Here is a 23,911-nt window from a genome sequence, read left to right as displayed (position 1 = left end):
CGGGACGCCGTGCTATCCTCGGGCCGCCATTCAGCGGTGTGCTCCCACACTGCGATATCAGGTAAAGCCAGGCAGAACATGAGCGACGACCGACAGGGCCGCACGGGCGAAAGCAGCAAGATCCTCTACTGCTCGTTCTGCGGAAAGAGCCAGCACGAGGTGCGCAAGCTCATCGCCGGCCCGAGCGTGTTCATCTGCGATGAATGCGTCGAGCTGTGCAACGACATCATCCGCGAGGAGCTCCAGGAGAAGGCGCAGTCCACGCGCAGCCACCTGCCGAAGCCGCGCGAGATCCTCGACGTGCTCGATCAGTACGTCATCGGCCAGCAGCGCGCCAAGCGCACGCTCGCGGTGGCCGTCTACAACCACTACAAGCGCATCGAGAGCCGCCAGCGCAACGACGACGTCGAGCTGGCGAAGTCGAACATCCTGCTGGTCGGCCCGACGGGCTCCGGCAAGACGCTGCTCGCCGAAACGCTGGCGCGCCTGCTCAACGTGCCGTTCACCATGGCCGATGCGACGACGCTGACCGAGGCCGGCTACGTCGGCGAGGACGTCGAGAACATCATCCAGAAGCTGCTGCAGAAGTGCGACTACGACGTCGACAAGGCGCAGCAGGGCATCGTGTACATCGACGAGATCGACAAGATCTCGCGCAAGTCGGACAACCCGTCGATCACGCGCGACGTCTCGGGCGAGGGCGTCCAGCAGGCGCTGCTCAAGCTCATCGAGGGCACGGTCGCCAGCGTGCCGCCGCAGGGCGGCCGCAAGCACCCGCAGCAGGAGTTCCTGCAGGTCGACACGCGCAACATCCTGTTCATCGTCGGCGGCGCCTTCGCGGGCCTCGACAAGATCATCCAGCAGCGCAGCACGGATTCCGGCGGCATCGGCTTCGGCGCGAAGGTGAAGAGCCAGGAGCGCAAGGCGGACATCGGCAAGGTGCTGGCCGAGGTCGAGCCCGAGGACCTGATCAAGTTCGGCCTGATCCCGGAGTTCGTCGGCCGCCTCCCGGTGATCGCGACGCTCGAGGAGCTGGACGAGCCGGCGCTGGTGAAGATCCTCACCGAGCCCAAGAACGCCATCACGAAGCAGTTCAAGAAGCTCTTCGAGATGGAGGGCGCGGAGCTCGAGTTCCGGCCGGACGCCCTCTCGGCGATCGCCAAGAAGGCGCTCAAGCGCAAGACCGGTGCGCGTGGCCTGCGCACGATCGTCGAGTCCGTGCTTCTGGACACGATGTACGAGCTGCCGTCGCTGGAGAACGTGAGCAAGGTGGTGGTGGACGAGACGGTGATCGAGCACAAGGCCGAGCCGTACCTGATCTACCAGAACCCGCCGGCGCCGCAGCCGAAGGCCGCATCCGGCGAATGAGCCGGACGGCTTCACCTGAACGGGCAGCTTCGGCTGCCCGTTTTCGTTTGTGCGCAACACCGTGCCGGCGCCCGTCTTCACGTGCCCGGGCGGGCGCGTCGCACGCGCTGGGATCGCGCGGCTCGACACTTGCGTCCGTATTCCGACGCGCCGGAATCCCGCGGCCGCTTGCGATGCGTCCCGTCGATTCAATCACTTGCGTGCACATCGCGGGTGGTATGACGCTTGCAACACTGCCGCGGGGCCCCATTAAGCCCCCAGACGTGGACCTCCACGCATCTTTTTCGGTGCCGGCCCCATTCTGGTCGACGCCATGATCCCGGGAGCAATTCGATGACCGACTCCACCGCCCGCGAGTCCCAGGACCTCGCCGTCCTGCCGCTCCGCGACGTCGTGGTTTTTCCGCATATGGTCATTCCGCTGTTCGTCGGCCGCGAGAAGTCCATCCGCGCCCTCGACCACGCCATGGAGTCCGACAAGCGAATCCTGCTGGTGGCGCAGAAGTCGGCTGACGTGGACGACCCCTCGGGCGGCGACCTCTACTCCGTCGGCACCCTCGCGCACGTCCTGCAGCTGCTGAAGCTGCCCGACGGCACCATCAAGGTGCTGGTCGAGGGCGTCTCGCGCGCCCGGGTCGACAAGGTGACCGAGAAGGGCGGGGCGCTCGTGGGCCGCGCGCAGGTGATCGACGCCGGCGAGGACCGCGACGAGCGCGAGATCGAGGCGGTCACCCGCACGCTGCTGGGCCTGTTCGAGCAGTACGTGAAGTCCAACCGCAAGCTCCCGCCCGAGCTCATGCAGACGCTCTCGGGCATCGACGAGCCCGGCCGCCTGGCCGACACCATCGCCGCGCACCTGTCGGTGCGCATCTCGGAGAAGCAGCGCCTGCTGGAAGCCAGCGGCGTCGGCGCGCGCCTGGAGATGCTGGTCGGCTTCGTCGACGGCGAGATCGACGTGCAGCAGCTGGAGAAGCGCATCCGCGGCCGCGTGAAGTCGCAGATGGAGAAGAGCCAGCGCGAGTACTACCTCAACGAGCAGATGAAGGCGATCCAGAAGGAACTGGGCGAGCTCGACGATGCGCCGAACGACATCGACGAGCTGACCCGCAAGATCGCCGAGGCGGGAATGCCGAAGGAAGTCGAGGCGAAGGCCAAGGCCGAACTCAACAAGCTCAAGCAGATGTCGCCGATGTCGGCCGAGAGCGCCGTCGTGCGCAATTACCTCGACTGGCTGCTCGGCGTGCCGTGGAAGAAGCGCTCGAAGGTCCGCAAGGACCTGAAGGTCGCGCAGGACGTGCTCGATGCCGACCACTTCGGCCTCGAGAAGGTCAAGGAACGCATCCTCGAATACCTCGCGGTGCAGACGCGCGTGCAGAAGATGCGCGGCCCGATCCTGTGCCTCGTCGGCCCGCCCGGCGTGGGCAAGACGTCGCTCGGCCAGTCGATCGCCAAGGCGACCAACCGCAAGTTCGTGCGCATGTCGCTCGGCGGCGTGCGCGACGAGGCCGAGATCCGTGGGCATCGCCGCACGTACGTCGGCTCGATGCCGGGCCGCATCGTGCAGAACCTCAACAAGGTCGGCAGCAAGAACCCGCTGTTCGTCCTCGACGAGATCGACAAGATGGCGATGGACTTCCGCGGCGATCCGTCGGCCGCGCTGCTCGAGGTGCTCGATCCCGAGCAGAACAGCGCCTTCAACGACCATTACCTCGAAGTCGACCTCGACCTGTCGGAAGTGATGTTCGTCGCGACATCGAATTCGCTGAACATCCCCGGCCCGTTGCTCGACCGCATGGAAGTCATCCGGATTCCGGGTTACACGGAAGAAGAGAAGCTCAACATCGCCGAGCGTTACCTGCTGCCGAAGCAGGTGAAGGCCAACGGCCTGCGCGAGGACGAGATCAAGGTCACCGAGGACGCGCTGCGCGACACCGTCCGCTACTACACGCGCGAGTCCGGCGTGCGAAACCTCGAGCGCCAGGTGGCCAAGATGTGCCGCAAGGTGGTCAAGGAGCTCGCGCTCGCCGGTCCGAAGGTCCGCAAGGGCCCGGTGCTCATCAACACGAAGAATCTCGAGAAGTACCTCGGCGTGCAGCAGTACGACTTCGGTCGCGCGGAGGAGCAGAACGAGATCGGCCTGGTCACCGGCCTGGCGTGGACGCAGGTCGGCGGCGACCTCATGCAGATCGAAGCGGCGAGCGTGCCCGGCAAGGGCGCGATGCTGCTCACCGGCCAGCTCGGTGACGTCATGAAGGAGTCCGCGTCGGCTGCGCTGTCGGTCGTACGCGGCCGTGCCGAGCGGCTGGGCATCGACATCGACTTCCTCACCAAGCACGACCTCCACGTGCACGTGCCCGAAGGCGCGGTGCCGAAGGACGGTCCGTCCGCGGGCATCGCGATGGTCACTGCGCTCGTCTCGCTGCTGACGCGCAATCCGATCAAGGCCGACGTGGCCATGACGGGCGAGATCACCCTGCGCGGCCGCGTGCTCGCGATCGGCGGGCTGCGCGAAAAGCTGCTCGCCGCGCTGCGCGGCGGGATCAAGACCGTGATCATCCCGGACGAGAACAAGAAGGATCTCGTCGACATGCCCAAGTCTGTGACGAAGGGCCTGCGCATCGTGCCGGTGAAGTGGATCGAGGAAGTGCTCGACGTCGCACTGGAGCGCCCGGTGACCCCGGCGCTGCCGCCGACACCGGCGCCGGAAGAGATGCCCGTGCACGAAGCGCCGGTCTCCGGCACACCGGTCGAGATCACCCATTGACCGTACGTCGCCCGATGTGCTGAGGCGCCGGAAAGCCGCGTCATTGCTGGCTTTCCGGCTTGCGCCCTTCGCGAAGCCGCTGGTATAACGGCGCCGTCCGCGTAACGACCTCGTGAACTCGCGGAAGGTCGATCAGGGGACCCTGCCGGACAGCAGGCCTGTCCGGTTCTCAGTACACACGCGGCTGCATGCCGCCCACGGAGTAGAAGAATGAATAAAGCCGATTTTGTGGCGGCGATCGCCGACGCCGCCGAGCTGTCGCGCGCCGAAGCCGCCAATGCCGTCGACGCGATGGTCAGCGTGATCACCAAGACGCTGAAGAAGGGCGAGAACGTCACGCTCGTTGGCTTCGGCACGTTCGAGGTGCGCGAGCGCGCCGCGCGCGATGGTCGCAACCCGAAGACGGGCGAGACGATCAAGATCGCCGCGTCGAAGAATCCGTCGTTCAAGGCTGGCAAGGCCCTGAAGGACGCTGTAAACTAAGCAGCTCGCCCGCCAGTGCCGCTTGCGGCTGGTCGAAACCGGGTGCTTAGCTCAGCGGTAGAGCGTCTCCTTTACACGGAGAGGGTCGGGGGTTCGAAACCCTCAGCACCCACCAAGCAGCCCGGCAGGCGGAAGTTTCAAGCGCGGAGTGGTAGTTCAGTCGGTTAGAATGCTGGCCTGTCACGCCGGAGGTCGCGGGTTCGAGTCCCGTCCACTCCGCCAGTTGTTCCGAAGGCGCCGCATGCGGCGCCTTCGTTTTCCGGATCGCACGTCCGGGCGGCTCGTCCGCGAAACGCGCGGGCAGCCACGGCTGTCGCAGCAAATGGAGCGGTAGTTCAGTCGGTTAGAATGCTGGCCTGTCACGCCGGAGGTCGCGGGTTCGAGTCCCGTCCGCTCCGCCATCTTCGAAAAGCGCCGGAAACGGCGCTTTTCCTTTTTCCGGCATCGGTTCACGGGTTTTACAGCCGTCCGCGGCTCCGGCAAGCGGCTACACTGTGGGGCTTCGCCCAACGCCGCCTCCGCAATGCTGCAGACCCTACGCGACAAGACTTCCGGGTGGATCGCCACCGCGGTGCTCGGCCTGCTGATCGTGCCGTTCGCCTTCGTGGGCGTGGAAGACTACTTCCGCCAGAGCCGTGACATGCCGGCCGCCTCGATCAGCGCGCCGCCCGCGTGGTGGCCGTCCGCGCCGTCCTTCTGGCCGGTGTCGACGCTGTGGACGCACCAGGACGTGACGCAGCAGCAGTTCCGTGAGCGTTTCGAGCAGGAGCGCCAGGCGCAGCGCCAGCAGAAGGGCGCGCAGTTCGACTCGCGCGAGTTCGAGAGCGCCGACAGCAAGCGCAAGGTGCTCGACGGCCTGATCGACGAGCGCGTGCAGGGCCTGTGGGCGACGCGCCAGGGCATCCGCGTCAGCGATGCCATGGTCGCCGGCGAGATCGCCGCGATCCCGGCGTTCCAGAGCAACGGCAAGTTCGACATGCAGCAGTACCGGCTGGCGCTGCGCACGCTGAATCCGCCGCGCACGGAAGCCCAGTTCGAGCAGCTCGTGCGCGAGGGGCTCGCGCAGTCGCTGCTGCGCACCACGGTCGGCTCCACGGCTTTCACCACCGCCGGGCAAACGGATCGCCTGATCGCCCTGCTCGGCGAGCGCCGCGACCTGTCGGCGGTCGAAATCCCGGCGCCGGCCGCGGACACCGCGCCCGTGTCGAACGCCGAGATGGACACCTGGTACCGCGCGCACAGCGGCCAGTACCGCGCACCGGAAACCGTCACGCTCGAGTACGTCGATATCGACGCGGCGACGCTCCCGGCGCCCGCCGTGGACGAGGCCGCGCTGCGCGAGCGCTACGAGCAGGAGAAGACCCGTTTCGTGGCCGCCGAGCAGCGGCAGGCCGCCCACATCCTCATCAGCGTGCCCGCCGGGGCCACGCCGGCTGTCGAGAAGGCCGCTCAGGCCAAGGCCGCGGCGCTCGCCGCACAGGCCAAGGCGCCGGGCGCCGACTTCGCGGCGCTCGCCCGCGCCAACAGCGACGACACCGGCTCCAAGGCCGCCGGTGGCGATCTCGGCCTGGTGTCGAAGGGCGCGCTGGCGCCCCCGTTCGAGAAGGCACTCTTCTCGATGCAGCCGGGCCAGGTGAGCGACCCGGTGCGGACCGAGTTCGGCTGGCACGTGATCCAGCTGCGCCAGGTGCAGGCCGGCCGCCAGGAAGCCTTCGAGCAGGTCCGTCCGGCACTCGAGAAGGAAGTCCTCGAAAGCGGTCGCGAGCGCCAGTTCAACGAGATCACGTCGAAGCTGGTCGACGCCGTGCTCAAGAATCCGTCCTCGCTCGGCCCCGCCGCGCGCCAGGTCGGCGTGCCGGTGCAGACGGCCGGCCCGATCGCGCGCGGCCAGGGCACGGGCGTGCTCGCCAACCCGCTGGTGCAGCGCACCGCGTTCTCGGAGTCGGCGATCGCGCAGGGCATGGTCTCCGACCCGATCGACGTCGGCCAGAACCACAGCGTCGTGCTGCGCGTCACCGCGCACAAGCCGGCGCGCCAGCTGGCGCTAGCCGAAGTCCGTGATCGCGTCGTGGCCGCGATCCATGCCGATCGCCAGATGAAGGCGGCCCAGCAGCGCGCGGATGCGCTGGTCGCGCAGGTGAAGGGCGGGCAGTCGCTCGCGGCCGTCGCCGCGGCGCAGGGGCTCGCACCGCCAAAACGCATCGTGGGCGTACCGCGCGGTGCGGAGGTGATGGCGCCTGGCGTTTCCGACGCGTTCTTCGCAACGTATGCCGCGAAGGGTAAGGGTGTTCCCGTCGGGGCGAAGGTTCTGCCGGATGGCCGAGCCATCGTGTTCATGGTCGACGCGCTGCAGCCCGGCACGGTGGCCGACGTGGGCGGCGACGCCGCCGCGCTGGGCCGCCAGGTCGCGCAGCTGCGCGGGATGGTCGATCTCGACGTCGTCGTGCGGGAGCTCCGCCGCAGCTACAAGATCAAGGTCAACGAGACGAATCTCTGAGGCATGGTGGCGACCGAGCGTCGCCGTCAGGACGAACGAAAAGCCCGGCTCCGGCCGGGCTTTTTTCGTATTGCCGTACGGCGCGAACGATGCGGCGATCGATGCGGGCCTTCCCATCAAGTCACGGTCCGCCGCATCTACGACCAGCCACGTGCGCACAAGCCGGAGACAACGTTTTTCCTTTGCCCAGACATGAAAAAGCCCGGCATGAGCCGGGCTTTTTCGTACTGCCTTCCGGGGACTCAGTCGTCGTCGCCGATGCCGGTCATGCCCAGGATGTTGTAGCCCGAGTCGACGTACGTGACTTCACCGGTGATGCCGAGCGCGAGGTCCGAGCACATGAAGGCGGCGGCGTTGCCGACGTCTTCGATCGTCACGCTGCGCCGCATCGGCGCGTACGTCTCGAAGTGATGCAGCATCTTGCGGAAATTGGCGATGCCTGCCGCGGCGAGCGTCTTGATCGGGCCGGCCGAGATCGCGTTGACGCGCGTGCCTTCCGGGCCGAGGTTCAGCGCCAGGTAGCGCACCGTCGCCTCGAGGCTCGCCTTCGCGACGCCCATGACGTTGTAGTTCTGCAGTGCGCGCTCGGCGCCGAGGTAGCTCAGCGTGAGGATCGAGCCGTTGCGGCCGGCCATCATCGGTCGCGCGGCCTTGGCCAGCGCGGCCAGCGAGTACGCCGAGATGTCGTGCGCCATCGCGAAGTTCTCGCGGGTCAGGCCGTCGAGGAACTCGCCTTCGATGGCTTCGCGCGGCGCGTAGGCGATGGCGTGGACCACGATGTCGAGGCTGTCCCAGCGCTGGCCGAGCTGCGCGAAGCACTCGGCGATCTGCGCATCGGAGGACACGTCGAGCGGGATCACGATGTCGCTGCCGCATTCGGCGGCCGCGGCTTCGACGCGCGACTTCAGCTTGTCGTTCTGGTACGTGAAGGCGAGCTCGGCGCCCTCGCGGCGCATCGCCTCGGCGATGCCGGTGGCGATCGAGCGCTGGCTCGCGATGCCCGTGATCAGTGCGCGCTTGCCCTGCAGGAAACCCATGTGCTCTCCGTGACTGGCGCCCGCCATGCGGCGGGCGGGCGCCGTAGTGTGCCCGCCCGGGCGACCGGAGGCTACTTCGAGGCCAGCGCGTCGACCGCCAGAACCATGCCGGGCGCGAGCAGGCGACCGCCCTTGAGGTCGTTGAGGTTCAGCAGGTCGGCCACGGAAACCTTGTACCGGCGCGCGATGAGCCACAGGTTCTCGCCGACCGCCACCACGTGGCGACGCGGCGACGGGGCGGGCGCCGCGACCTGGGCGACAGCGGCGACGGGCGCCGGCGGCAGCGTTCCGGAGGCGACCTGCGCGACCGTGTCCGTCGATGCGGAACCCGAAGCGACAGGCGACGAGCCGAGTGCAGCGGCCGCCGAACCGGCGGCGAGCACCGACGGGGCGGACACGGCGGCGAGGGCCGCGGAGGGCTTCGACGGCGCCATCGCCACCAGCGCCTGCGACGAGGCGACCGGGCCCAGCGTGCGCAGCGGGCGGTCGAGCGCCGCGAGGAAGCGCGGCTGCTTCTCGGCCTGCGCGATCACGCACGAGATCGCATGCAGCTTGTCGTCGTACACCTGGGTGATGCCCGACAGGCCCTGCAGGGATTCCGGCTTGGCGGTGCGAGCGGTCTGTCCAGCGCGCTTCATCGCGCCGAAGACGCGGTACTCGCCGGCGTTGTAGGCCATCACGGCGAGGCGCCAGTTGCCACCGAACATGCCGTGCAGCGTCTTGAGGTAGCGGACGGCGGCGCGGGTGGAGTCGACCGGCGACATGCGCCCGTCGTAACCGGCGCTCATCGGGACGCGGTGGTTGCGGGCGGTGGTGCCGATCATCTGCCACAGCCCTGCCGGACCGGCGGGGCTGCGCGCGCTCGGCTTGTAGCCGCTCTCGACGAACGGGATCAACGCGTACTCCGTCGGCAGGTTCGCCGCGCGCAGCGACTCGACGACGTGTCCGAACAGCACCAGCGTCTGGTCGTTCGGATTCGCGAGCTTCTCGGCCGCGTTCGAATACTGGCGGGCCCAGCGCGACGCATCGGCCGGGCAGCTCGGCTCGGCGAGACCGGCGCGGAAGTGCTCGAAGACCTCGCGGCCGTTCGCGCCGGAGGCCGCTTGGGCGGGGCCCGAAATCGCGAGGCCGAGCGACACCGCGAGCGCCGCAGCGCTCGTCTTACTAATAAGAATATTCATGCCGCGAACCCGTCCTTCCACGCACGGAGCGTGGCGAGGGTTTCCGCCGGTCCGTGCGGCGTACGGCCGAGGTGGCGCGTCGCGGCGTCGATGACGGCGGGCTGGTCGCAACGCAGGAACGGATTGCAGTCGAGTTCGCTTCCGATCGTGGACGGGAGCGTGGGCTGTCGAGCGTCTCGCATGGTCTTGGCCTCCTTCATGCGGCGCCGGAGCGCCGCGTTGTCGGGATCGACCACCGCCGCGAATGCGGCATTGGCCAGCGTGTACTCGTGCCCGCAGCAGACCCGGGTGTCGGGTGGGAGCGCTGCGAGCCTCCCCAACGAGTTCTCCATCTGGACGGCGTCGCCTTCGAAGAGGCGCCCGCAGCCCAGGCTGAAGAGGGTGTCGCCGCAGAACAGCACCGGGGATTCCCCGGCCGACTCCACGACGAAAGCGATGTGCGTGCGCGTGTGCCCGGGCACATGGAGCACGCGGATGGTCCAGCCCTCGACGGTGTAGGTATCGCCGTCGGCGGCGCGGTGGAGGGGCAGGTCGACGCGATCGTCGTCCGGCCCGTAGACGGGCGTGCCGGGCCAGCGCTCGAGGAGCGACGCGCTTCCTGCGACGTGGTCGGCGTGGTGGTGCGTCAGCAGAAGCGCGGCGGGCTCGAACGTCTCGGCGTTCGCGGCCTCCAGGACCGGGGCGGCTTCGCCCGGGTCGACCACCAGCGCTCGGCCCTGGTCATTGCGGAGAACCCAGATGTAGTTGTCGACGCGCGCAGGCAGGCACTGCAGTCGCATGGCAATTACCTCCGTTCGGTGAGTGCCACCTCAGCGCGATGCCTCCTGAATACGCTGAACGGCTGGGGTGGGGCGACCGATGACCGGGCGGACCTTGCCGGCCGGGGTCGGCCGCGTCAACCCTCGGTGACCGTGACGAACGTCCCTCACCGGCCGAAGACCTCGAACAATGCCCGCTAAACCCCTGATGCCACTGGGCGCCAGCCCATCCGCCGGCGTATCGACGCGATCCGACGAGCGGTCGGCCCCCGGTCCCGGGCACAATGGGCCATGCGTGAAATCCCGATTAAGACGGCCAAGGCGGTCGAGATCCACACCGACGGCGCCTGCCTCGGCAATCCCGGACCTGGCGGCTGGGGCGCGCTGCTGCGCTACAAGGGCCGGGAACGCGAGCTGGCGGGCGGGGATCCGGCCACCACCAACAACCGGATGGAGCTCATGGCGGCCATCCAGGCGCTCGAGACGCTGACCGAGCCCTGCACGGTCGACCTCTTCACCGACTCCCAATACGTGCGCCAGGGCATCACCGAATGGATGCCCGGCTGGGTGCGCCGCAACTGGAAGACCGCCGGCGGCGATCCGGTGAAGAACCGCGACCTGTGGGAGCGCCTGCATGCCGCGACGCATCGGCACACGGTCGCCTGGCACTGGGTCAAGGGCCACAACGGCCATCCCGACAACGAGCGCGTCGACGGACTCGCGCGCGCCGCCGCGGTGGCCGCGCGCGAAGGCGCGACGCTCGGTGCATGACGCCGAAGCGTGACCGGCTCGCACCGTGCGCACACGCCGGTGCGACGCGCGCTCGCTAACCTGTGCACTTCGACGTCCGGACTTCCCGATGCGCCAGGTCATCCTCGATACCGAAACCACCGGCCTGAGCTGGGAGCGCGGCTGCCGTGTCGTCGAGATCGGCTGCGTGGAATTCGTCGAGCGCCGTCCCACGGGACGCACCTTCCACCGCTACCTCAATCCCGACTGCGATTTCGAACCGGGCGCGGCCGAAGTCACCGGCCTGACGCTGGATTTCCTGTCGGACAAGCCGCGCTTCGCCGAAGTGGTGGACGAGTTCCTCGCCTTCATCGAGGGTGCGGAACTGGTCATCCACAACGCGGACTTCGACGTCGGCTTCCTCGACAACGAGCTGCGACTGTGCGGCGCGCACTACGGGTGCCTGTCCGCGCGCTGCCGCGTCGAGGACACGCTGCGACTCGCGCGCAAGCGCTACCCGGGCCAGCGCAATTCGCTCGATGCGCTGTGCCGTCGCCTCGGCGTCGACAACTCGTCGCGCCAGCTGCACGGCGCGCTGCTCGACGCCCAGCTGCTCGCGGAGGTCTACATCGGCCTGACGTCGGGGCAGACCGACCTCGGCTTCGCCGACGCCTCGGCCGATTCCAACAGCGATGCGCTGCCGTTCGAGATCGACCTGAGCCGCCCACGCCCGCGCGTGCAGCCCACCGTCGAGGAACTCGCGGCGCACGAAGCGCGCCTTGCGTTGCTGCGGAACAAGGCGGGCAATGCGGTGTGGGATCGCTTTGCCGAGAACGCCGGCGGCGACGAGGCGCTCGCGCCGGCCTGAGGCGCTGTCGGCCGCGAGTCGGTCGGCACGGAAATGCGGTCTGCCGTGTGCGCTCGCTCAGGCGCGGACCGATCCGTCGCGATGCGCCAAAAAGACAGGACCTCGCGGCGCGCTGGTTGGGGGGTTCGCGGCGTGCGACGACTGGGGAAGTCTGCCGCCGTTCGCGCCCTGCGGTTGCGGGATTGCGGCCTTCGGTTCCGGCAGCGCGCGCTTCTCGAATGGCCTAGGTCCGACGCACCAGCACGACGGTGATGTTGTCCGAGCCGCCGCCGTCGAGCGCCGCGGCGACGAGCGTCTCCGCGCATTCCTGCGCGCTGCAGTCGAGCCGGGCAAGGATCCGCGCGATCGCGCGATCGTCGACTTCCTCGGTCAGGCCGTCGCTGCACAGCAGCAGCTGCATGCCGGTGCGCAGTTCGCCCGTCATCGTCTCGACGTTGAGGCTGCGCGGGTCGGTGACGCCGAGCGCCTGCGTGACGACGTTGCGGTGCGGATGGCTGCGCGCCTGCTCCTGCGTGAGCGTGCCGTTGGCGATCAGCTCCTGCACGTAGCTGTGGTCCTGCGAGAGCTGCAGCAGCTGGCCTTCGCGCCAGAGGTAGACGCGGCTGTCGCCGACCCAGGCGACTTCGAAGCGCTCGCCGCGGATGCGCGCCGCCACGACGGTCGTGCCCATCGGCAGCGCGTCGTTGCGCCGACGCGAGGTCGCCATGATCTCCTCGTCGGCGATGCGGATCGCCTGCGCGAGCGGGGTGCCGTCGCGCACTTCCCGCACGATCGTGTCCCGCGCCAGCGCGCTCGCCACTTCGCCGTACTCGTGGCCCCCCATGCCGTCGGCGACGAGCCACAGGCCCAGCTCGCCATCGGCGTAATAGGTGTCCTCGTTGAGCTCGCGACGCAGTCCTGCGTGGGTGAGATGTCCGTATTCGATCATGTGCTCGCACGCCGGCCGACTGGCCCGTCGAATCATCGGCGGGGTCGGGGCCGAGGGCAAGGTGGGAAAACACTTATATGAGGCCGCGTGCGCTCGTCGCCGGGCCGGCTGGACCGATCGGCGTGATGCGGGGCGGGCACGGATGGGAGCGCCGGCGGGGACGGACGGGGCCGGATGTCGCCGTTCGCCTCTGCATCGACCGAGGCATCGGGCCACTGCATGTTCGGCCTTCGCCGACGACGGCCCGCTTTACGCTGGCGCCAGGGACGTGCGGCGGTCGGGATAGATCCGGGCGATCCATTGCCGACACCCGCGCTGGGCGCGCGCGGCCTTCGGCCGTCCAGAACGGCTGTCCTGCCGTTTGTCGAACCCGGCGAGGCGCGGCACCGACCGACTCGACCACCACAAGAAAAAAGGCCCCCTTTCGGGAGCCTTTCTTCATCTGTCTGGCGGAGAGGGAGGGATTCGAACCCTCGGTACGCTATAAACGTACGCCTGATTTCGAGTCAGGTACATTCAACCACTCTGCCACCTCTCCGTGGCCCCGACGGCGTACCGGCGGGCCGCGCATCATACGGCGCGGGCGGGGCGGGCGACAAGGGCGGGGCGGTGGCGGCGTTACACTTCGCGTCCCCGTTTGCGAGGCTGCCCATGTCCGAGATCCTGGTGCCCGTGTCGTTCGGCGAGCTGCTGGACAAGATCGCGATCCTGCAGATCAAGTCCGAGCGCATGAAGGACGAGGCCAAGCTGGCCAACGTCCGCAAGGAACTGTGGGCCCTCGAGAAGACCTGGATGGCGCATCCGGCCGCCGGGCACGACATCGTCCGCCTGCGTGCCGACCTCAAGGCCGTGAACGAGCGGCTGTGGGAGATCGAGGACGACATCCGCATCAAGGAGAAGCGGCAGGAATTCGACGCCGAGTTCATCCGGCTCGCCCGCGCCGTCTACTTCGAGAACGACGAGCGCGCGCGCATCAAGAAGGACATCAACCTCGCCCTGGGCTCGTCCTATGTCGAGGAGAAGTCGTACCAGGATTACCGCCAGCCGGGCGTCTGACCGGCCTCAACCGGCCTCGGCGACGAAGCGCTCGAACGCGGCGGTGGCGTCGTCGACGGTGACGAGATCCATGACGCCGTCGGCCTCGATCTTCGTTCCCCACTTGAGTTCCGCCGCGGGCCTGCCGCGGTAGCGACGTGCGGCATCGTCGTAGCGGTCCACGCAGTAGCGCAGGTCGCTGTACGGACCGCTGCGGACCGGGTTGCTGGCCGCGTGCAGTCCCAAGACCTTCGTGCCCATCGCGTTCGCGATGTGCATCGGCCCGGCGTCCGGCGTGACCAGCAGGTCGGCGCGCGCGAGCAGGGCGGGCAGTTGCTTGAGGGTATCGCGGCCGATCAGGTCCAGGGCCGGCCCCTGCATCGCGGCGAGGATCGCGTCGCCCGTGTCCCGTTCCAGCGCGCTGCGCCCGCCGCACAGCACGACGCGCCATCCGCGCGCGATCGCATGGTCGGCGAGCGCGGCGTACCGCTCGCTGCGCCAGTTCCGCAGCACGTGGCTCGAGCAGGGCGAGATCGCCAGTACGCGGCGACCGTCGTCGTCCCACTGGGCGGCCGCCCAGTCGTAGGCGTCCTGCGGCACCGGCAGGTCCCACCGCACGGGGGCGCGTTGCAGTCCGATCGGCTCGCAGAAGCTGCCGATCGCGTCGAGCACGTGCTGCCCCGGGCGGTCGGCGATGCGCTCGCGGACGAACAGGCCGTGCAGGTCCTTCGACCGGCTGCGGTCGTAGCCGATGCGCCGATGCGCCGGTACGAAGGCCGAGAGGAGGTTCGCGCGCGCCGCCACCTGCAACTGCAGCAGCGCATCGAGCGGGCGGCCGAAGCGGCGGCGCAGCTCGCGCATCCCGGCCAGTCCGCTCTTCTTGTCGTATTCGATGAACTCGACGCCCGGCAGGCCCTCGAGCAGACGGTGCTCGCCGCGTCCGATGATCCAGCTGATGCGCACCCCGGGGATGCCGGCCTGAAGGCTGTGCACGAGCGGCAGCACGTGGGTGACGTCGCCGAGCGCGGACAGGCGCATCAGCCCGACATGCGCGCCGGCGGGAAGCGGAAGGGCTCGTGACATGCGCTGCTAGACTCCGGTCATGGCGACCGCGCATGCCGACGACGCACGGATCGAGTTCGACGGCCCCGAGGGCCGCGGCGCGATTGTGTTCGACCGCGAGCGTACCGGACAAGCGACGCCCGACTGGTTCTCCGCGATCGCCTGGGGCGAGCGGGCCCGGCCCGTGGAAACCGGGGGCCGCGGCGCGGCCTGGTTCGTCGATGCGCCGTTCGGCGCCTGCGTGCTGCGCCACTACCGTCGGGGCGGCCTCGTCGCCCGCGTCAGCCGCAACGACTATCTCTGGCAGGGCGAATCCCGCGTGCGCAGCGTCGCCGAGTTCGCGCTCACCCGCGAAGCCGCGCGCCGCGGCGTTCCGGTGCCGACACCGCTCGCGGCGTTCTACGTCCGGCGGGGCTTCCGCTACCGGGCGGCGATCCTCGTCGAGCGCCTGCGCAACGTCGAGACGCTGGCCGCGCTCGCGATCGAGGGTGCCGCGCCCTGGGAAGACGCCGGCCGGCTGGTCGCACGCATGCATCGCGCCGGCCTCGACCACGCGGACCTCAATGCGGACAACCTGCTGTTCGACCGCGACGGCCGTGGCTGGGTGATCGACCTCGATCGCGGGCTGTTCCGCACGATCGGCAGTGGCTGGCGCCACCGCAACCTCGCGCGGCTGCACCGCTCGCTTCTGAAGCGGCGCGGCGTGCGCGACATCGGCGAGGTCGAGGAGGATTTCATGCGCCTGCACGAGGCGTACGACGCGGCGTGGGGCGCGGCATGAGCGCCTGGACGCTGCGGCTGCACGGGGTCGGCAGCGCGTCCGCGGTCGCACTCGGCTCCGCGATGGCGACGATCGAGCGCGACGGCGCGCCGTGGCTCACCATCGACTGCGGCGCCGAGGGACTCACTGCCTACCAGGCGCAGTACGGGCAATCGCCGCGCGCGCTGTTCGTGACGCATGCGCACCTCGACCACGTCGGGGGTTTCGAGCGCCTGTTCGTCGATGCGTATTTCGATCCAGCGCGGCGCGGACAGGTGGTCGTCTACGTGCCGGCGCCGCTCGTGCCGGTGCTGCACCAGCGCGTGGCGAGTTATCCGAACGTGCTCGCCGAGGGCGGCGCGAATTTCTGGGACGCGTTTCGGCTGGTGCCCGTCGGCGATGCGTTCTGGCACGACGGCCTTCGCCTCGAGGTGTTCCCCGCGCGCCACCATTGGCCGGACACCGCCTTCGGCCTGCGCCTGCGCGGCAGCCTCGTCTGGACCGGCGATACCCGGCCCATCCCGGAGACGCTGGCGCGGTATGCGGACGCCGCCGAACTCGTGCTGCACGACTGCGGATTGCACGGCAATCCGTCGCACACCGGCATCGACGACCTGGAGCGCGAATACCCGCGTGACCTGCTCGATCGCTGCGTGCTCTACCACTATGCGAGCGTCGCCGACGGCGAAGCGCTCGCGGCGCGTGGGTATCGCATCGGGCATCCGGGCGAAGCGGTCGGGCTCGCGCCGCCGACCGCGCACCGCGCCGAGCCCTGGAACGGCTGAGCCGTCGCGCTCCGACCACGCGCGGCGGCCTAGGCTGCCCGCCATCCGAACCGGAGAGCCCTCATGTCCAAGCGTCGACACCGCATCCGCGTGTTCCTGACCGAGCCGGGCCGTCTCGAACTCGCGACGCTGCTCACGCCGTGGCTGCGCGTCGGCGCCCCGTTCGGCGCTTATGTCGAATGCCGCAAGGCCGATCCCGATGGCGCCTTCTTCGAGCTGGTCCTCGACATGCAGCAGGACGACGACGACAGCGTGGACGTACGCCTGAGCGTGCCGCACCACTTCATCGCCGGCATGCTCGACGTGTCGGACTTCGACGCCTTCTCGGCGCTGTATTCCGACTGAGGCGGGGCTTCGCCCGTGAAGCGGACGCCCGAAAGGGCGATGACCCCGCCGGCTGGCCTCGGCACCCGCATCAGTCGATACCGTTGCTGCCTTCCGGCCCTGGCGGGGTTTTCGACCTAGCGTCGCGAGGGGCCGACGGGGCCACCATAGAGACTTGCGTGGAGCACGCCGCGGAAGCGGCGGTGATATGGCGGAGAGAGGGGGATTCGAACCCCCGAAGCGCGGTTTAGACGCTTACACACTTTCCAGGCGTGCTCCTTCAACCACTCGGACACCTCTCCGCACCTGGCCTGGTTCCGGCATCCGGCCGTCGTCAGGGGCGCCGATTCTACGCCGCGGCGGCCCGCAGCCACAAGGCGCGCACGGGCTGCGACGGGCCTCTGGCACAATCGCCGCACCTCGCCGGAGACGCCGGCGGCCCCCGCCGGATCCGCATGTCCTACCTCGTCCTCGCCCGCAAATGGCGCCCGAAGCGCTTCGCCGAACTGGTCGGCCAGGAGCACGTGGTGCGGGCGTTGACCAACGCGCTGGACAGTGGACGCGTGCACCACGCCTTCCTGTTCACCGGCACCCGCGGCGTCGGCAAGACCACCATCGCGCGCATCTTCGCGAAGTCGATGAACTGCGAGCGCGGCACGTCGGCGGACCCCTGTGGCGAGTGCAATTCCTGCCGCGACATCGACGCCGGCCGCTTCATCGACCTGCTCGAGATCGACGCGGCGAGCAACACCGGCGTGGACGACGTGCGCGAGGTGATCGATAACGCGCAGTACATGCCCAGCCGCGGCCGGGTGAAGGTCTACCTGATCGACGAAGTGCACATGCTGTCGAAGCCGGCCTTCAATGCGCTGCTGAAGACGCTCGAGGAACCGCCGGGGCACGTGAAATTCCTGCTGGCGACGACCGATCCGCAGAAGCTGCCGGTGACCGTGCTGTCGCGCTGCCTGCAGTTCAACTTGAAGCGCCTCGACGAGGAGCAGATCCGCGGCCAGATGCGGAAGATCCTCGAGGCCGAGCAGATCCCGGTCGAGGAGGGCGCGATCCGCCAGCTGGCACGCGCCGCCGACGGCTCGTTGCGCGACGGCCTGTCGCTGCTCGACCAGGCGATCGCGTACACCGGGTCGCAGCTTTCGGACGATGGCGTGGCCGCGATGCTCGGCACCGTCGACCACAGCCGCGTGGGCGCGCTGCTGGACGCGCTGTCCGCCGGGGACGGTGCGGCGCTGATGGCCGAGATCGAGCAGCTCGCCGAATTCTCGCCGGACTGGGACGACGTGCTGGAAGCCGTGGCCGGCGGGCTGCATCGCGTGCAACTGCGCCAGCTGGTGCCGGATGCCGCAGGTGAGGTGGACGGCCTGGATCCGACGTCGCTCGCCGCCGCGCTCGCGCCCGAACTGGTGCAGCTCTGGTACCAGATGGCGCTGCACGGCCGACGCGACCTGCCGCTGGCGCCGAGTCCGCGCGCGGGCTTCGAGATGGTGATGCTGCGGATGCTCGCGTTCCGGCCCTCGGGCGGAGAACGTGCGAGCGCGCCGTCCGCCGCCGCGCCGGTACGCGCCACCGCGGCGCCGCGTGGCGATGCCGCCGCGGCCGCGCGTGCGGCCCTGTCGCGTGATGCGGCCTCGGACCCCTCGCCCGCGCAGCGTCCGCCCGCGCCGCCGGTGGCGACTGTGGCGGCACAGCCGCAAGCCGCGCCCCCGTGGACGCAGGCGGCGCCGGAGCACGTTGCCGCGTCCAACTCGCCCGCCGACGTTGCCCCGGTGGCTGCCGCTGCCGCTGCCGACGCGCCGTCGCCCGCATCCGCGTCGTCACCCGCGTTCGACGGCCCCGACGACTGGCATGCCTGGGTCGACGGTTCGCTGGGCGGCGCGGCGAAGCAGCTCGCGTCCGTCGCGGGTTACCTCGGCTGCACCGGCGACACCCTGCGCCTGTCGCTCGACGAGTCCGACGAGATGCTGCGCACGCCGGCCGTGCTGAAGACGCTCGTCGAAGCGCTGGCGCCGCGCTTCGGCACCACGCCGCGCGTGCTGTTCGAGGTGGCGAGTGGCGAGGTGCAGTCGCTGCGCGCGCAGGTCGAGCGCCAGCGCGATGCGCGGCAGACCGCGGCGTCGAGCGCGTTCGAATCGCATCCCGACGTGCAGCGCCTCGTCGCCGCCGGAGGGCGCATCGTCCCCGAATCCGTGCGTCCGCTCGACAGCTGACGCGCACGTTCTTTCGTCCTTGGAGCACGAACCATGCGTGGAAACATCGGCAACCTGATGCAGCAGGCGCAGAAGATGCAGGAGAACCTGCAGAAGGCGCAGGAAGACCTGGCGAAGATCGAAGTCACCGGCAACGCGGGCGCCGGGATGGTGAGCGTGACGCTCACCGGGCGCATGGAGTGCCGCAAGGTGCGCATCGACCCGAGCGTGGTCAGCGATCCCGAGATGGCCGAGGACCTGATCGCCGCGGCGTTCAACGATGCGGTGAACAAGGTCAACGCGGAATCGCAGCAGCGCATGTCCGCCGCGACCGCCGGCATGCCGCTTCCGCCCGGCATGAAGCTGCCGGGGATGTTCTGACCGGCATGCACGTCGCCTGCATGGCCGCTGTGTCGAGCTCGCGGGCAGGCGCCACGGGAACCGCGCGATGAGCACGCTGCTCGAACAACTGATCGAGGCCTTCCGCGTCCTGCCGGGCGTCGGCACCAAGTCGGCGCAGCGCATGGCCTACCACGTGCTGGAGCGCGAGCGCGCCGGCGGGCAACACCTCGCGCAGGTGCTGGCCGAGGCGGTCGACCGCATCGGCCACTGCGCGCGGTGCCGCGACTTCAGCGAGAACGAGGTCTGCGACGTCTGCGGGAGCGCATCGCGCGATGCGGACCTGTTGTGCGTGGTCGAGACCCCGGCCGATCGCCTCGCGATCGAACAGGCGACCGGCTATCGCGGCCTGTACTACATCCTGCAGGGCCGGCTTTCGCCGCTGGACGGCATCGGTCCGCGCGAGCTCGGCCTCGATCGCCTGAGCGCCCGGCTCGCGGAGGGCGAGGTGCGTGAGCTGATCATCGCCACCAATCCCACCGTCGAAGGCGAAGCGACCGCGCACTACCTCGCGCAGCTCGCCCGCCAGCAGACCGTCACCCCGAGCCGCCTCGCCTACGGCGTGCCGCTGGGCGGCGAACTCGAATACGTCGACCGCGGCACGCTCTCGCACGCGTTCGGCACCCGCAGCGAGATCCCCGAATGAACGATGCCGTCGACACCACCATCTTCGGGAAGATCATCCGCCGCGAAATCCCGGCCGAGATCGTCTACGAGGATGAGCACCTCCTCGCCTTCCGCGACATCGCGCCGTCCGCGCCGGTGCACGTGCTGTTCGTGCCGAAGACGCCGATCGCGACGCTCGACGCCGCGCGGCCCGAGCATGCGGCGCTCCTCGGCGGGCTGATGCTCGCCGCCGCGCGCTACGCACGCGAGCAGGGCTTCGCCGACGACGGCTACCGCGTGGTGATGAACTGCAATGCGCACGGCGGGCAGACCGTCTTCCAAGTGCACCTGCACCTGCTCGCCGGTGCGCCGCTCGGCGGATTCGGTGCACGCTGAGGCGCACTGTCCCGCAACGAAAAACGCCCGGGATTCCCGGGCGTTTTCGCATTGCTTCGGCTAGCCGATCACCACCAGCCCCACCACGGCCACGGCGACGGGCGCTCGATCACGTCGACGCGCTCGCGCACGGGCCACAGGTAGACCACGTCGGCGACCAGCCGCGGCAGGCGGTAGTCGTACTGGCCGATGCGGCGCGAGTCGTAACCCTCGATGCGGCCGGTGAAGGTCACTTCGCGATTCTTCTCGAACACGGCCGGGTCGTAGAAGCCGGTGCGGCAGGCGATGAAGCGTCCACCGACGTCGTCGCTCGCCCAGTAGGGGCGCCCGGAGACGTCGAGGCGGGTCGAGATCATGTGGAAGCAGGTGCGGTTCGGCATCGGCTCGACGTCGACGATGCGGCCGCCCCAGCGCACGAGGCTGCCGGTGGCGTCGCGTTCGACCGCCTGGCGGGGCGTAAGCGCGGTGAACTGGCCCTGCAGGGGCTGGGGGGCGGTGGCGCAGGCCGTCAGCGCGACGGCGACGACACCGAGCAGGAGGGGCTTTCGTAGGTTCATCGGCGATCTCCGGACCGGCGCGTCCAGCGCGTGACGTTACGGGAGGCGATGGCGCCGGATGTCCCGGGCCAGCCGCCGCGCGGACGGCTCGTCCGCGTTACCCGCAGCGTAGCGTGCGAGCGTGAAGCGGGCGGCCAGTTCGCGCAGTTCGCCGCCCGTCCCCGCGCGTTCCTTCGTGATCCGTTCAGCCCACGTCGTCGCCGGTTCATGCAGCGCGGGACCCAGACCCCGCCGCGCATAACGGGCGCCGAGCGCCTGCCAGGCCCGAAGCACCGGGTCGCGCTCGCGCGGTGCGCGCAGGCTCAGCCACACCATCAGCGCGAGGGCGAGCGAGGCCGCGACGCCGAACGCGGCGGCGAGCTGCGAGGGCGTCATGCGGTCGAGCCCGAGGGGTCGGAACATCCGCTCCTGGCGATCGGAATTGAAGCCGAGGACGAGGTCGTTCCAGTTCTGGCGCATCCAGTCGCCGACCTGGGCGAGGCCGCGCGGCCCCTGCAGCGTGTCGATGAAGCCGCCGTCGTCGATCCGGTCCTCGAGCGTGTCGTAGATGCGCTCCGGTGCGACCGCGGCGGTCGGGTCGACGCGCACCCAGCCCCGACCGTCGAGCCAGACTTCGGTCCAGGCATGCGCGTCCATCCGACGCAGCATCCAGTAACCGCCCAGACGGTTCCACGTGCCGCCGGCATAGCCGGTCACGACGCGCGTCGGAATGCCCGCCGCGCGCATCAGCACCGTGAATGCCCCTGCAAAGTGCTCGCAGTAGCCGGTGCGCGTGCCGAACAGAAAGCTGTCCATCCGGTCACCCTCGAGGGGCGGCGCGGAGATGGAATACGCGAAGTCGCGACGGATCCAGTCGAGCGCGTAGCGGACGATCGCGCGGTCGTCGCGCATGCGCGAACGCAGCTGGCGGCCGAGCGCGACGGTGCGCGGGTCGCGGCCGGGCGGGAGCGCCAGCGCGCGACGTCGAAGCGTTTCGGGCAGCCTCGCCGGCGGCAGGGCGGTCGACGAGGTGAGACTCCAGCGCGTCAGCGAGGCGAGCGGTCGGTCCGCGCGCAGCGTCGCATCGACGAGCATCCGTGCGCCGGCGGGTACGGTGACCGGCACGTCGAGCGCGACCAGCTGGGTGCGGTCGGTCGGCTCGATCTCCAGCGTGTAGTTCCATTGCGTCGACGAAGGTTTCGGAGGCGGTGCGGACCAGAGGTCGAGGTCACTGCCGCGCCGCCAGGTGCGGCCGTCGAAATCCCACAGCACCGGTCCGCGCCAGTACATCGCGGTCTTCGGCGGTGTCGTACCGGTGAAGCGCACGCGTGCGGCGACGCTGTCGTCGGCGAGCAGGTCCACCCAATCGCCCGGCGACATGCGGTCGGACAGCCCCGGACGCGTCGAGGCGCGGCCGGGCACGCCCCACAGCGGCGATGGAATGCGCGGGAACAGCCAGAAGATCGCGAGCGCGAGGGGCAGCCCGAAGGCGAGCAGGCGCAGTGCCTGCCGCATCGGGGCCCAGGCATCGGCGATCGAGACGCCGCCTTCGAGCGCGGCGAGGCGTTGCAGGGCGCCGAGCGCCAGCACCGCGGCCGTGAGGCCGAGCGCCAGCGTCCACGGGCCCTGGTCGAGCAGGAACGTCGAGAACGGCGCGAACAGCCCGAAGCCGACGAGGCTTCGGCCGTCCCGCAGCGTCACCGTCTCCGCCGGCTTGATCGCGAGCATCGCGCCGAGCAGCGCGCAGCCCGTATCTCGCCCGAACCGGAAGCCGAACTGTGCGAGCACCGCGGCGACGATCGCGATGGCGAGCAGCCCGCGCACCGTGTTCGACAACGGGCTGCGCCACGTGAGTGCCGCGATGACGATCGCGGTCACCAGGATCGCGATCGACGTCGGGCCGGGCAGCTGCAGCAACAGGGGCGCGAGGCACAGGCCCGCGACCAGCAGCGTCCAGCGGCGGCTCGGCGGGTCCAGCGGCTCGCGCAATGCCTCAGCCATGCGGCATCAGCGCAAGCGCGCGCAGGCAGGCATGTCGATGCGCGGGGCCGCGGTCCGGACCGAGCGCGGGCTGCGCCGGCAGGCGGAGTCGATATCGGCGTCCGTCGCGTTCGGCGTCCTCCACCCAACGCGCGAGCCGGGCGATGCGAGCTTCATGCGCGAGCACCCCGAGCCCGCGCCAGTCGAGGTCGATGTCCGCGCCCTGCGGCTGCTCGAACTCACGCACCAGCAGCGTGCCGCGGCGTGCGGAGGGCTTCCACGCGATCGCCCGCTGCGCATCGCCCGCGCGGTAGTTGCGCAGGTGGTGGACGTCGTCGCCGGCGGCGTGCAGGCGCCGCGTCGCGGGGTCGCCGCTGCCGACCGGCAACGGGGGCGCCTGCGTCTCCGGCGCCGGGTACACCAGCAGCGGCGATTCGGGCCAGGCATACGACCAGGCGCGTGCGATGCCCAGCGGCCAGGTCGTCGACAGCCGCAGTCGCGGCACGTCGAGCCAACCGCGGCGATGCGTCGCAATCTCGACGATGGCTTCGCCGTTCCCGTCGCGCACGACGAGTTGCGCAGGCGCCGCGTCGTCGCAGTCCACCACGAGTCCGAGGCGCGGGCGGCGGTCCTGCGTGCGCGCGTGGACGCGAACGTGCAACGTGGTGCCGGCGGGAACGGGCTCGGCATCGACGGCGACGATCGAGAGCCCGCTCAGCTGCAGCTGCGACGAGACGAGGCTGGCGATCGCCGCGCCCGCCAGCAGGAACGCCATCAGCAGCGCGGGATTGTTGTTGTAGTTGAGCGCGCCGAGCGACATCGTGCCCAGCAGCACGCCGAAGAACAGGCCGAAACGCGTCGGCAGGATGTAGATGCGTCGCCGGTCGAAGCGCACCGGCAGCGTTTCGGGCTCGCGCGGCCGCGCCAGCGCGAGCAGACGCTGACGGAGGCGACGCGGCGGTGCCATCAGTCGACCGGCACCGAATGCAGGATCGCGCGCGCCACCGCGGCATCGCTGCCGGCGTCGGCGTCCACGACGAGACGGTGGGCGGCGACGTGGCAGAACAGCGCCTGCACGTCCTCCGGCACGACATGGCCGCGCCCCAGCAGCAGCGCATGGGCGCGCGACGCCCGCAGCAGGGCGAGCCCGGCGCGCGGCGACAGCCCGACGCGCACGCCCGGATGGCGGCGGCTGCGCGCGAGCAGGGCCTGCAC

At 69.9% G+C, this 23,911-nt stretch carries 23 protein-coding genes, 5 tRNA genes and 1 other RNA gene; 17 read left to right on the top strand and 12 right to left on the bottom strand.

Features of this window, described 5'->3' with window-relative positions:
- Positions 1-78: 78 nt before the first annotated feature.
- The 7 genes from clpX (at position 79) to ACY35P_RS04870 (ending at position 7,111) form a co-directional block, all read left to right on the top strand.
- Positions 79-1,368, top strand: a complete 1,290-nt coding sequence (gene clpX / locus ACY35P_RS04900; protein ID WP_462114714.1) for an ATP-dependent Clp protease ATP-binding subunit ClpX — start codon at positions 79-81, stop codon at positions 1,366-1,368.
- 333 nt (positions 1,369-1,701) lie between these two features.
- The gene (lon, locus tag ACY35P_RS04895) at positions 1,702-4,131 is read left to right on the top strand and encodes an endopeptidase La (RefSeq protein ID WP_462114713.1); all 2,430 of its coding nucleotides are present in this window, start codon (positions 1,702-1,704) and stop codon (positions 4,129-4,131) included.
- Positions 4,132-4,341: 210 nt separating this feature from the next.
- Positions 4,342-4,614: an HU family DNA-binding protein gene (locus ACY35P_RS04890; protein ID WP_462114712.1), complete on the top strand. Its 273-nt coding sequence runs from the start codon at positions 4,342-4,344 to the stop codon at positions 4,612-4,614.
- A 40-nt stretch (positions 4,615-4,654) separates the two neighbouring features.
- Positions 4,655-4,729, top strand: a tRNA-Val gene (locus tag ACY35P_RS04885).
- Positions 4,730-4,759: 30 nt separating this feature from the next.
- Positions 4,760-4,836: transfer RNA gene (locus tag ACY35P_RS04880), tRNA-Asp, on the top strand.
- Between the two features lie 102 nt (positions 4,837-4,938).
- Positions 4,939-5,015: transfer RNA gene (locus ACY35P_RS04875), tRNA-Asp, on the top strand.
- A 122-nt stretch (positions 5,016-5,137) separates the two neighbouring features.
- Complete coding sequence (locus ACY35P_RS04870) at positions 5,138-7,111, top strand: SurA N-terminal domain-containing protein (RefSeq protein WP_462114711.1); 1,974 nt, start codon at positions 5,138-5,140, stop codon at positions 7,109-7,111.
- Between the two features lie 242 nt (positions 7,112-7,353).
- Here the strand turns inward: ACY35P_RS04870 and ACY35P_RS04865 are convergent, their stop codons facing one another.
- From ACY35P_RS04865 to gloB, 3 genes are all read right to left on the bottom strand, one after another.
- The gene (locus tag ACY35P_RS04865; RefSeq protein WP_462114710.1) at positions 7,354-8,148 is read right to left on the bottom strand and encodes an enoyl-ACP reductase FabI; all 795 of its coding nucleotides are present in this window, start codon (positions 8,146-8,148) and stop codon (positions 7,354-7,356) included.
- A 71-nt stretch (positions 8,149-8,219) separates the two neighbouring features.
- A complete protein-coding gene (locus tag ACY35P_RS04860) occupies positions 8,220-9,329 on the bottom strand; it encodes a lytic transglycosylase domain-containing protein (protein ID WP_462114709.1) in 1,110 nt (369 codons plus the stop codon).
- Positions 9,326-10,108 carry a hydroxyacylglutathione hydrolase gene (gloB, locus tag ACY35P_RS04855; RefSeq protein ID WP_462114708.1) on the bottom strand — a complete coding sequence of 261 codons (783 nt, stop codon included), beginning with the start codon at positions 10,106-10,108 and terminating at the stop codon, positions 9,326-9,328. Before gloB ends, ACY35P_RS04860 begins: the two co-directional genes overlap by 4 nt.
- 270 nt (positions 10,109-10,378) lie before the next feature.
- Here gloB and rnhA point away from each other — a divergent pair, with 270 nt between their 5' ends.
- Both rnhA and dnaQ read left to right on the top strand, forming a co-directional pair.
- Positions 10,379-10,858, top strand: coding sequence for a ribonuclease HI (rnhA, locus tag ACY35P_RS04850; protein ID WP_462114707.1), 480 nt, complete (start codon positions 10,379-10,381; stop codon positions 10,856-10,858).
- A gap of 88 nt (positions 10,859-10,946) precedes the next feature.
- Positions 10,947-11,684, top strand: coding sequence for a DNA polymerase III subunit epsilon (gene dnaQ / locus ACY35P_RS04845; protein WP_462114706.1), 738 nt, complete (start codon positions 10,947-10,949; stop codon positions 11,682-11,684).
- Between the two features lie 223 nt (positions 11,685-11,907).
- Here the strand turns inward: dnaQ and ACY35P_RS04840 are convergent, their stop codons facing one another.
- Positions 11,908-12,612: a PP2C family protein-serine/threonine phosphatase gene (locus tag ACY35P_RS04840; protein ID WP_462114705.1), complete on the bottom strand. Its 705-nt coding sequence runs from the start codon at positions 12,610-12,612 to the stop codon at positions 11,908-11,910.
- A gap of 447 nt (positions 12,613-13,059) precedes the next feature.
- Positions 13,060-13,150: transfer RNA gene (locus ACY35P_RS04835), tRNA-Ser, on the bottom strand.
- Between the two features lie 113 nt (positions 13,151-13,263).
- On the opposite strand from ACY35P_RS04835, the gene ACY35P_RS04830 reads away from it, so the two are divergent.
- Positions 13,264-13,668, top strand: coding sequence for a DUF6165 family protein (locus tag ACY35P_RS04830; RefSeq protein WP_462114704.1), 405 nt, complete (start codon positions 13,264-13,266; stop codon positions 13,666-13,668).
- A 6-nt stretch (positions 13,669-13,674) separates the two neighbouring features.
- Here ACY35P_RS04830 and ACY35P_RS04825 read toward each other — a convergent pair whose 3' ends face one another.
- Complete coding sequence (locus ACY35P_RS04825; RefSeq protein ID WP_462114703.1) at positions 13,675-14,730, bottom strand: glycosyltransferase family 9 protein; 1,056 nt, start codon at positions 14,728-14,730, stop codon at positions 13,675-13,677.
- Positions 14,731-14,749: 19 nt separating this feature from the next.
- Here ACY35P_RS04825 and ACY35P_RS04820 point away from each other — a divergent pair, with 19 nt between their 5' ends.
- The 3 genes from ACY35P_RS04820 (at position 14,750) to ACY35P_RS04810 (ending at position 16,599) form a co-directional block, all read left to right on the top strand.
- Positions 14,750-15,490 carry a 3-deoxy-D-manno-octulosonic acid kinase gene (locus tag ACY35P_RS04820; RefSeq protein WP_462114702.1) on the top strand — a complete coding sequence of 247 codons (741 nt, stop codon included), beginning with the start codon at positions 14,750-14,752 and terminating at the stop codon, positions 15,488-15,490.
- Positions 15,487-16,254 (top strand): MBL fold metallo-hydrolase, encoded by a 768-nt coding sequence (locus ACY35P_RS04815; RefSeq protein WP_462114701.1) that lies wholly within the window; start codon positions 15,487-15,489, stop codon positions 16,252-16,254. Before ACY35P_RS04820 ends, ACY35P_RS04815 begins: the two co-directional genes overlap by 4 nt.
- A 63-nt stretch (positions 16,255-16,317) precedes the next feature.
- Positions 16,318-16,599: a hypothetical protein gene (locus ACY35P_RS04810; protein ID WP_462114700.1), complete on the top strand. Its 282-nt coding sequence runs from the start codon at positions 16,318-16,320 to the stop codon at positions 16,597-16,599.
- A 42-nt stretch (positions 16,600-16,641) separates the two neighbouring features.
- Here the strand turns inward: ACY35P_RS04810 and ffs are convergent.
- Together ffs and ACY35P_RS04800 are read right to left on the bottom strand one after the other, a co-directional pair.
- An RNA gene (gene ffs / locus ACY35P_RS04805) (signal recognition particle sRNA small type) lies at positions 16,642-16,738 on the bottom strand.
- Positions 16,739-16,787: 49 nt separating this feature from the next.
- Positions 16,788-16,880, bottom strand: a tRNA-Ser gene (locus ACY35P_RS04800).
- A 153-nt stretch (positions 16,881-17,033) separates the two neighbouring features.
- On the opposite strand from ACY35P_RS04800, the gene dnaX reads away from it, so the two are divergent.
- The 4 genes from dnaX to ACY35P_RS04780 all read left to right on the top strand — a co-directional run bounded on the left by dnaX (position 17,034) and on the right by ACY35P_RS04780 (position 20,180).
- Complete coding sequence (gene dnaX, locus ACY35P_RS04795) at positions 17,034-18,800, top strand: DNA polymerase III subunit gamma/tau (RefSeq protein WP_462114699.1); 1,767 nt, start codon at positions 17,034-17,036, stop codon at positions 18,798-18,800.
- A gap of 33 nt (positions 18,801-18,833) precedes the next feature.
- Positions 18,834-19,160 (top strand): YbaB/EbfC family nucleoid-associated protein, encoded by a 327-nt coding sequence (locus ACY35P_RS04790; RefSeq protein WP_462114698.1) that lies wholly within the window; start codon positions 18,834-18,836, stop codon positions 19,158-19,160.
- A gap of 67 nt (positions 19,161-19,227) precedes the next feature.
- Positions 19,228-19,824 carry a recombination mediator RecR gene (gene recR, locus ACY35P_RS04785; RefSeq protein ID WP_462114697.1) on the top strand — a complete coding sequence of 199 codons (597 nt, stop codon included), beginning with the start codon at positions 19,228-19,230 and terminating at the stop codon, positions 19,822-19,824.
- A complete protein-coding gene (locus ACY35P_RS04780; protein ID WP_462114696.1) occupies positions 19,821-20,180 on the top strand; it encodes a histidine triad nucleotide-binding protein in 360 nt (119 codons plus the stop codon). The genes recR and ACY35P_RS04780 overlap by 4 nt, the downstream gene beginning before the upstream one ends.
- A 68-nt stretch (positions 20,181-20,248) precedes the next feature.
- Here the strand turns inward: ACY35P_RS04780 and ACY35P_RS04775 are convergent, their stop codons facing one another.
- From ACY35P_RS04775 to ACY35P_RS04760, 4 genes are all read right to left on the bottom strand, one after another.
- On the bottom strand, positions 20,249-20,737 hold the full coding sequence (locus ACY35P_RS04775) for a Slp family lipoprotein (RefSeq protein ID WP_462114695.1): 489 nt from the start codon (positions 20,735-20,737) through the stop codon (positions 20,249-20,251).
- Positions 20,738-20,773: 36 nt separating this feature from the next.
- Positions 20,774-22,717 carry a transglutaminase TgpA family protein gene (locus ACY35P_RS04770; protein WP_462114694.1) on the bottom strand — a complete coding sequence of 648 codons (1,944 nt, stop codon included), beginning with the start codon at positions 22,715-22,717 and terminating at the stop codon, positions 20,774-20,776.
- Positions 22,710-23,663, bottom strand: coding sequence for a DUF58 domain-containing protein (locus tag ACY35P_RS04765; protein ID WP_462114693.1), 954 nt, complete (start codon positions 23,661-23,663; stop codon positions 22,710-22,712). The genes ACY35P_RS04770 and ACY35P_RS04765 overlap by 8 nt, the downstream gene beginning before the upstream one ends.
- The coding region (locus ACY35P_RS04760) for an AAA family ATPase (RefSeq protein WP_462114692.1) at positions 23,663-23,911 on the bottom strand (249 nt) is incomplete at its 5' end. The genes ACY35P_RS04760 and ACY35P_RS04765, both read right to left, overlap by 1 nt.

Source organism: Lysobacter xanthus (genome assembly GCF_047159895.1).
The sequence above is the reverse complement of the archived record's forward strand: the minus strand, read 5'-3'. Positions and strand labels throughout refer to the sequence as shown.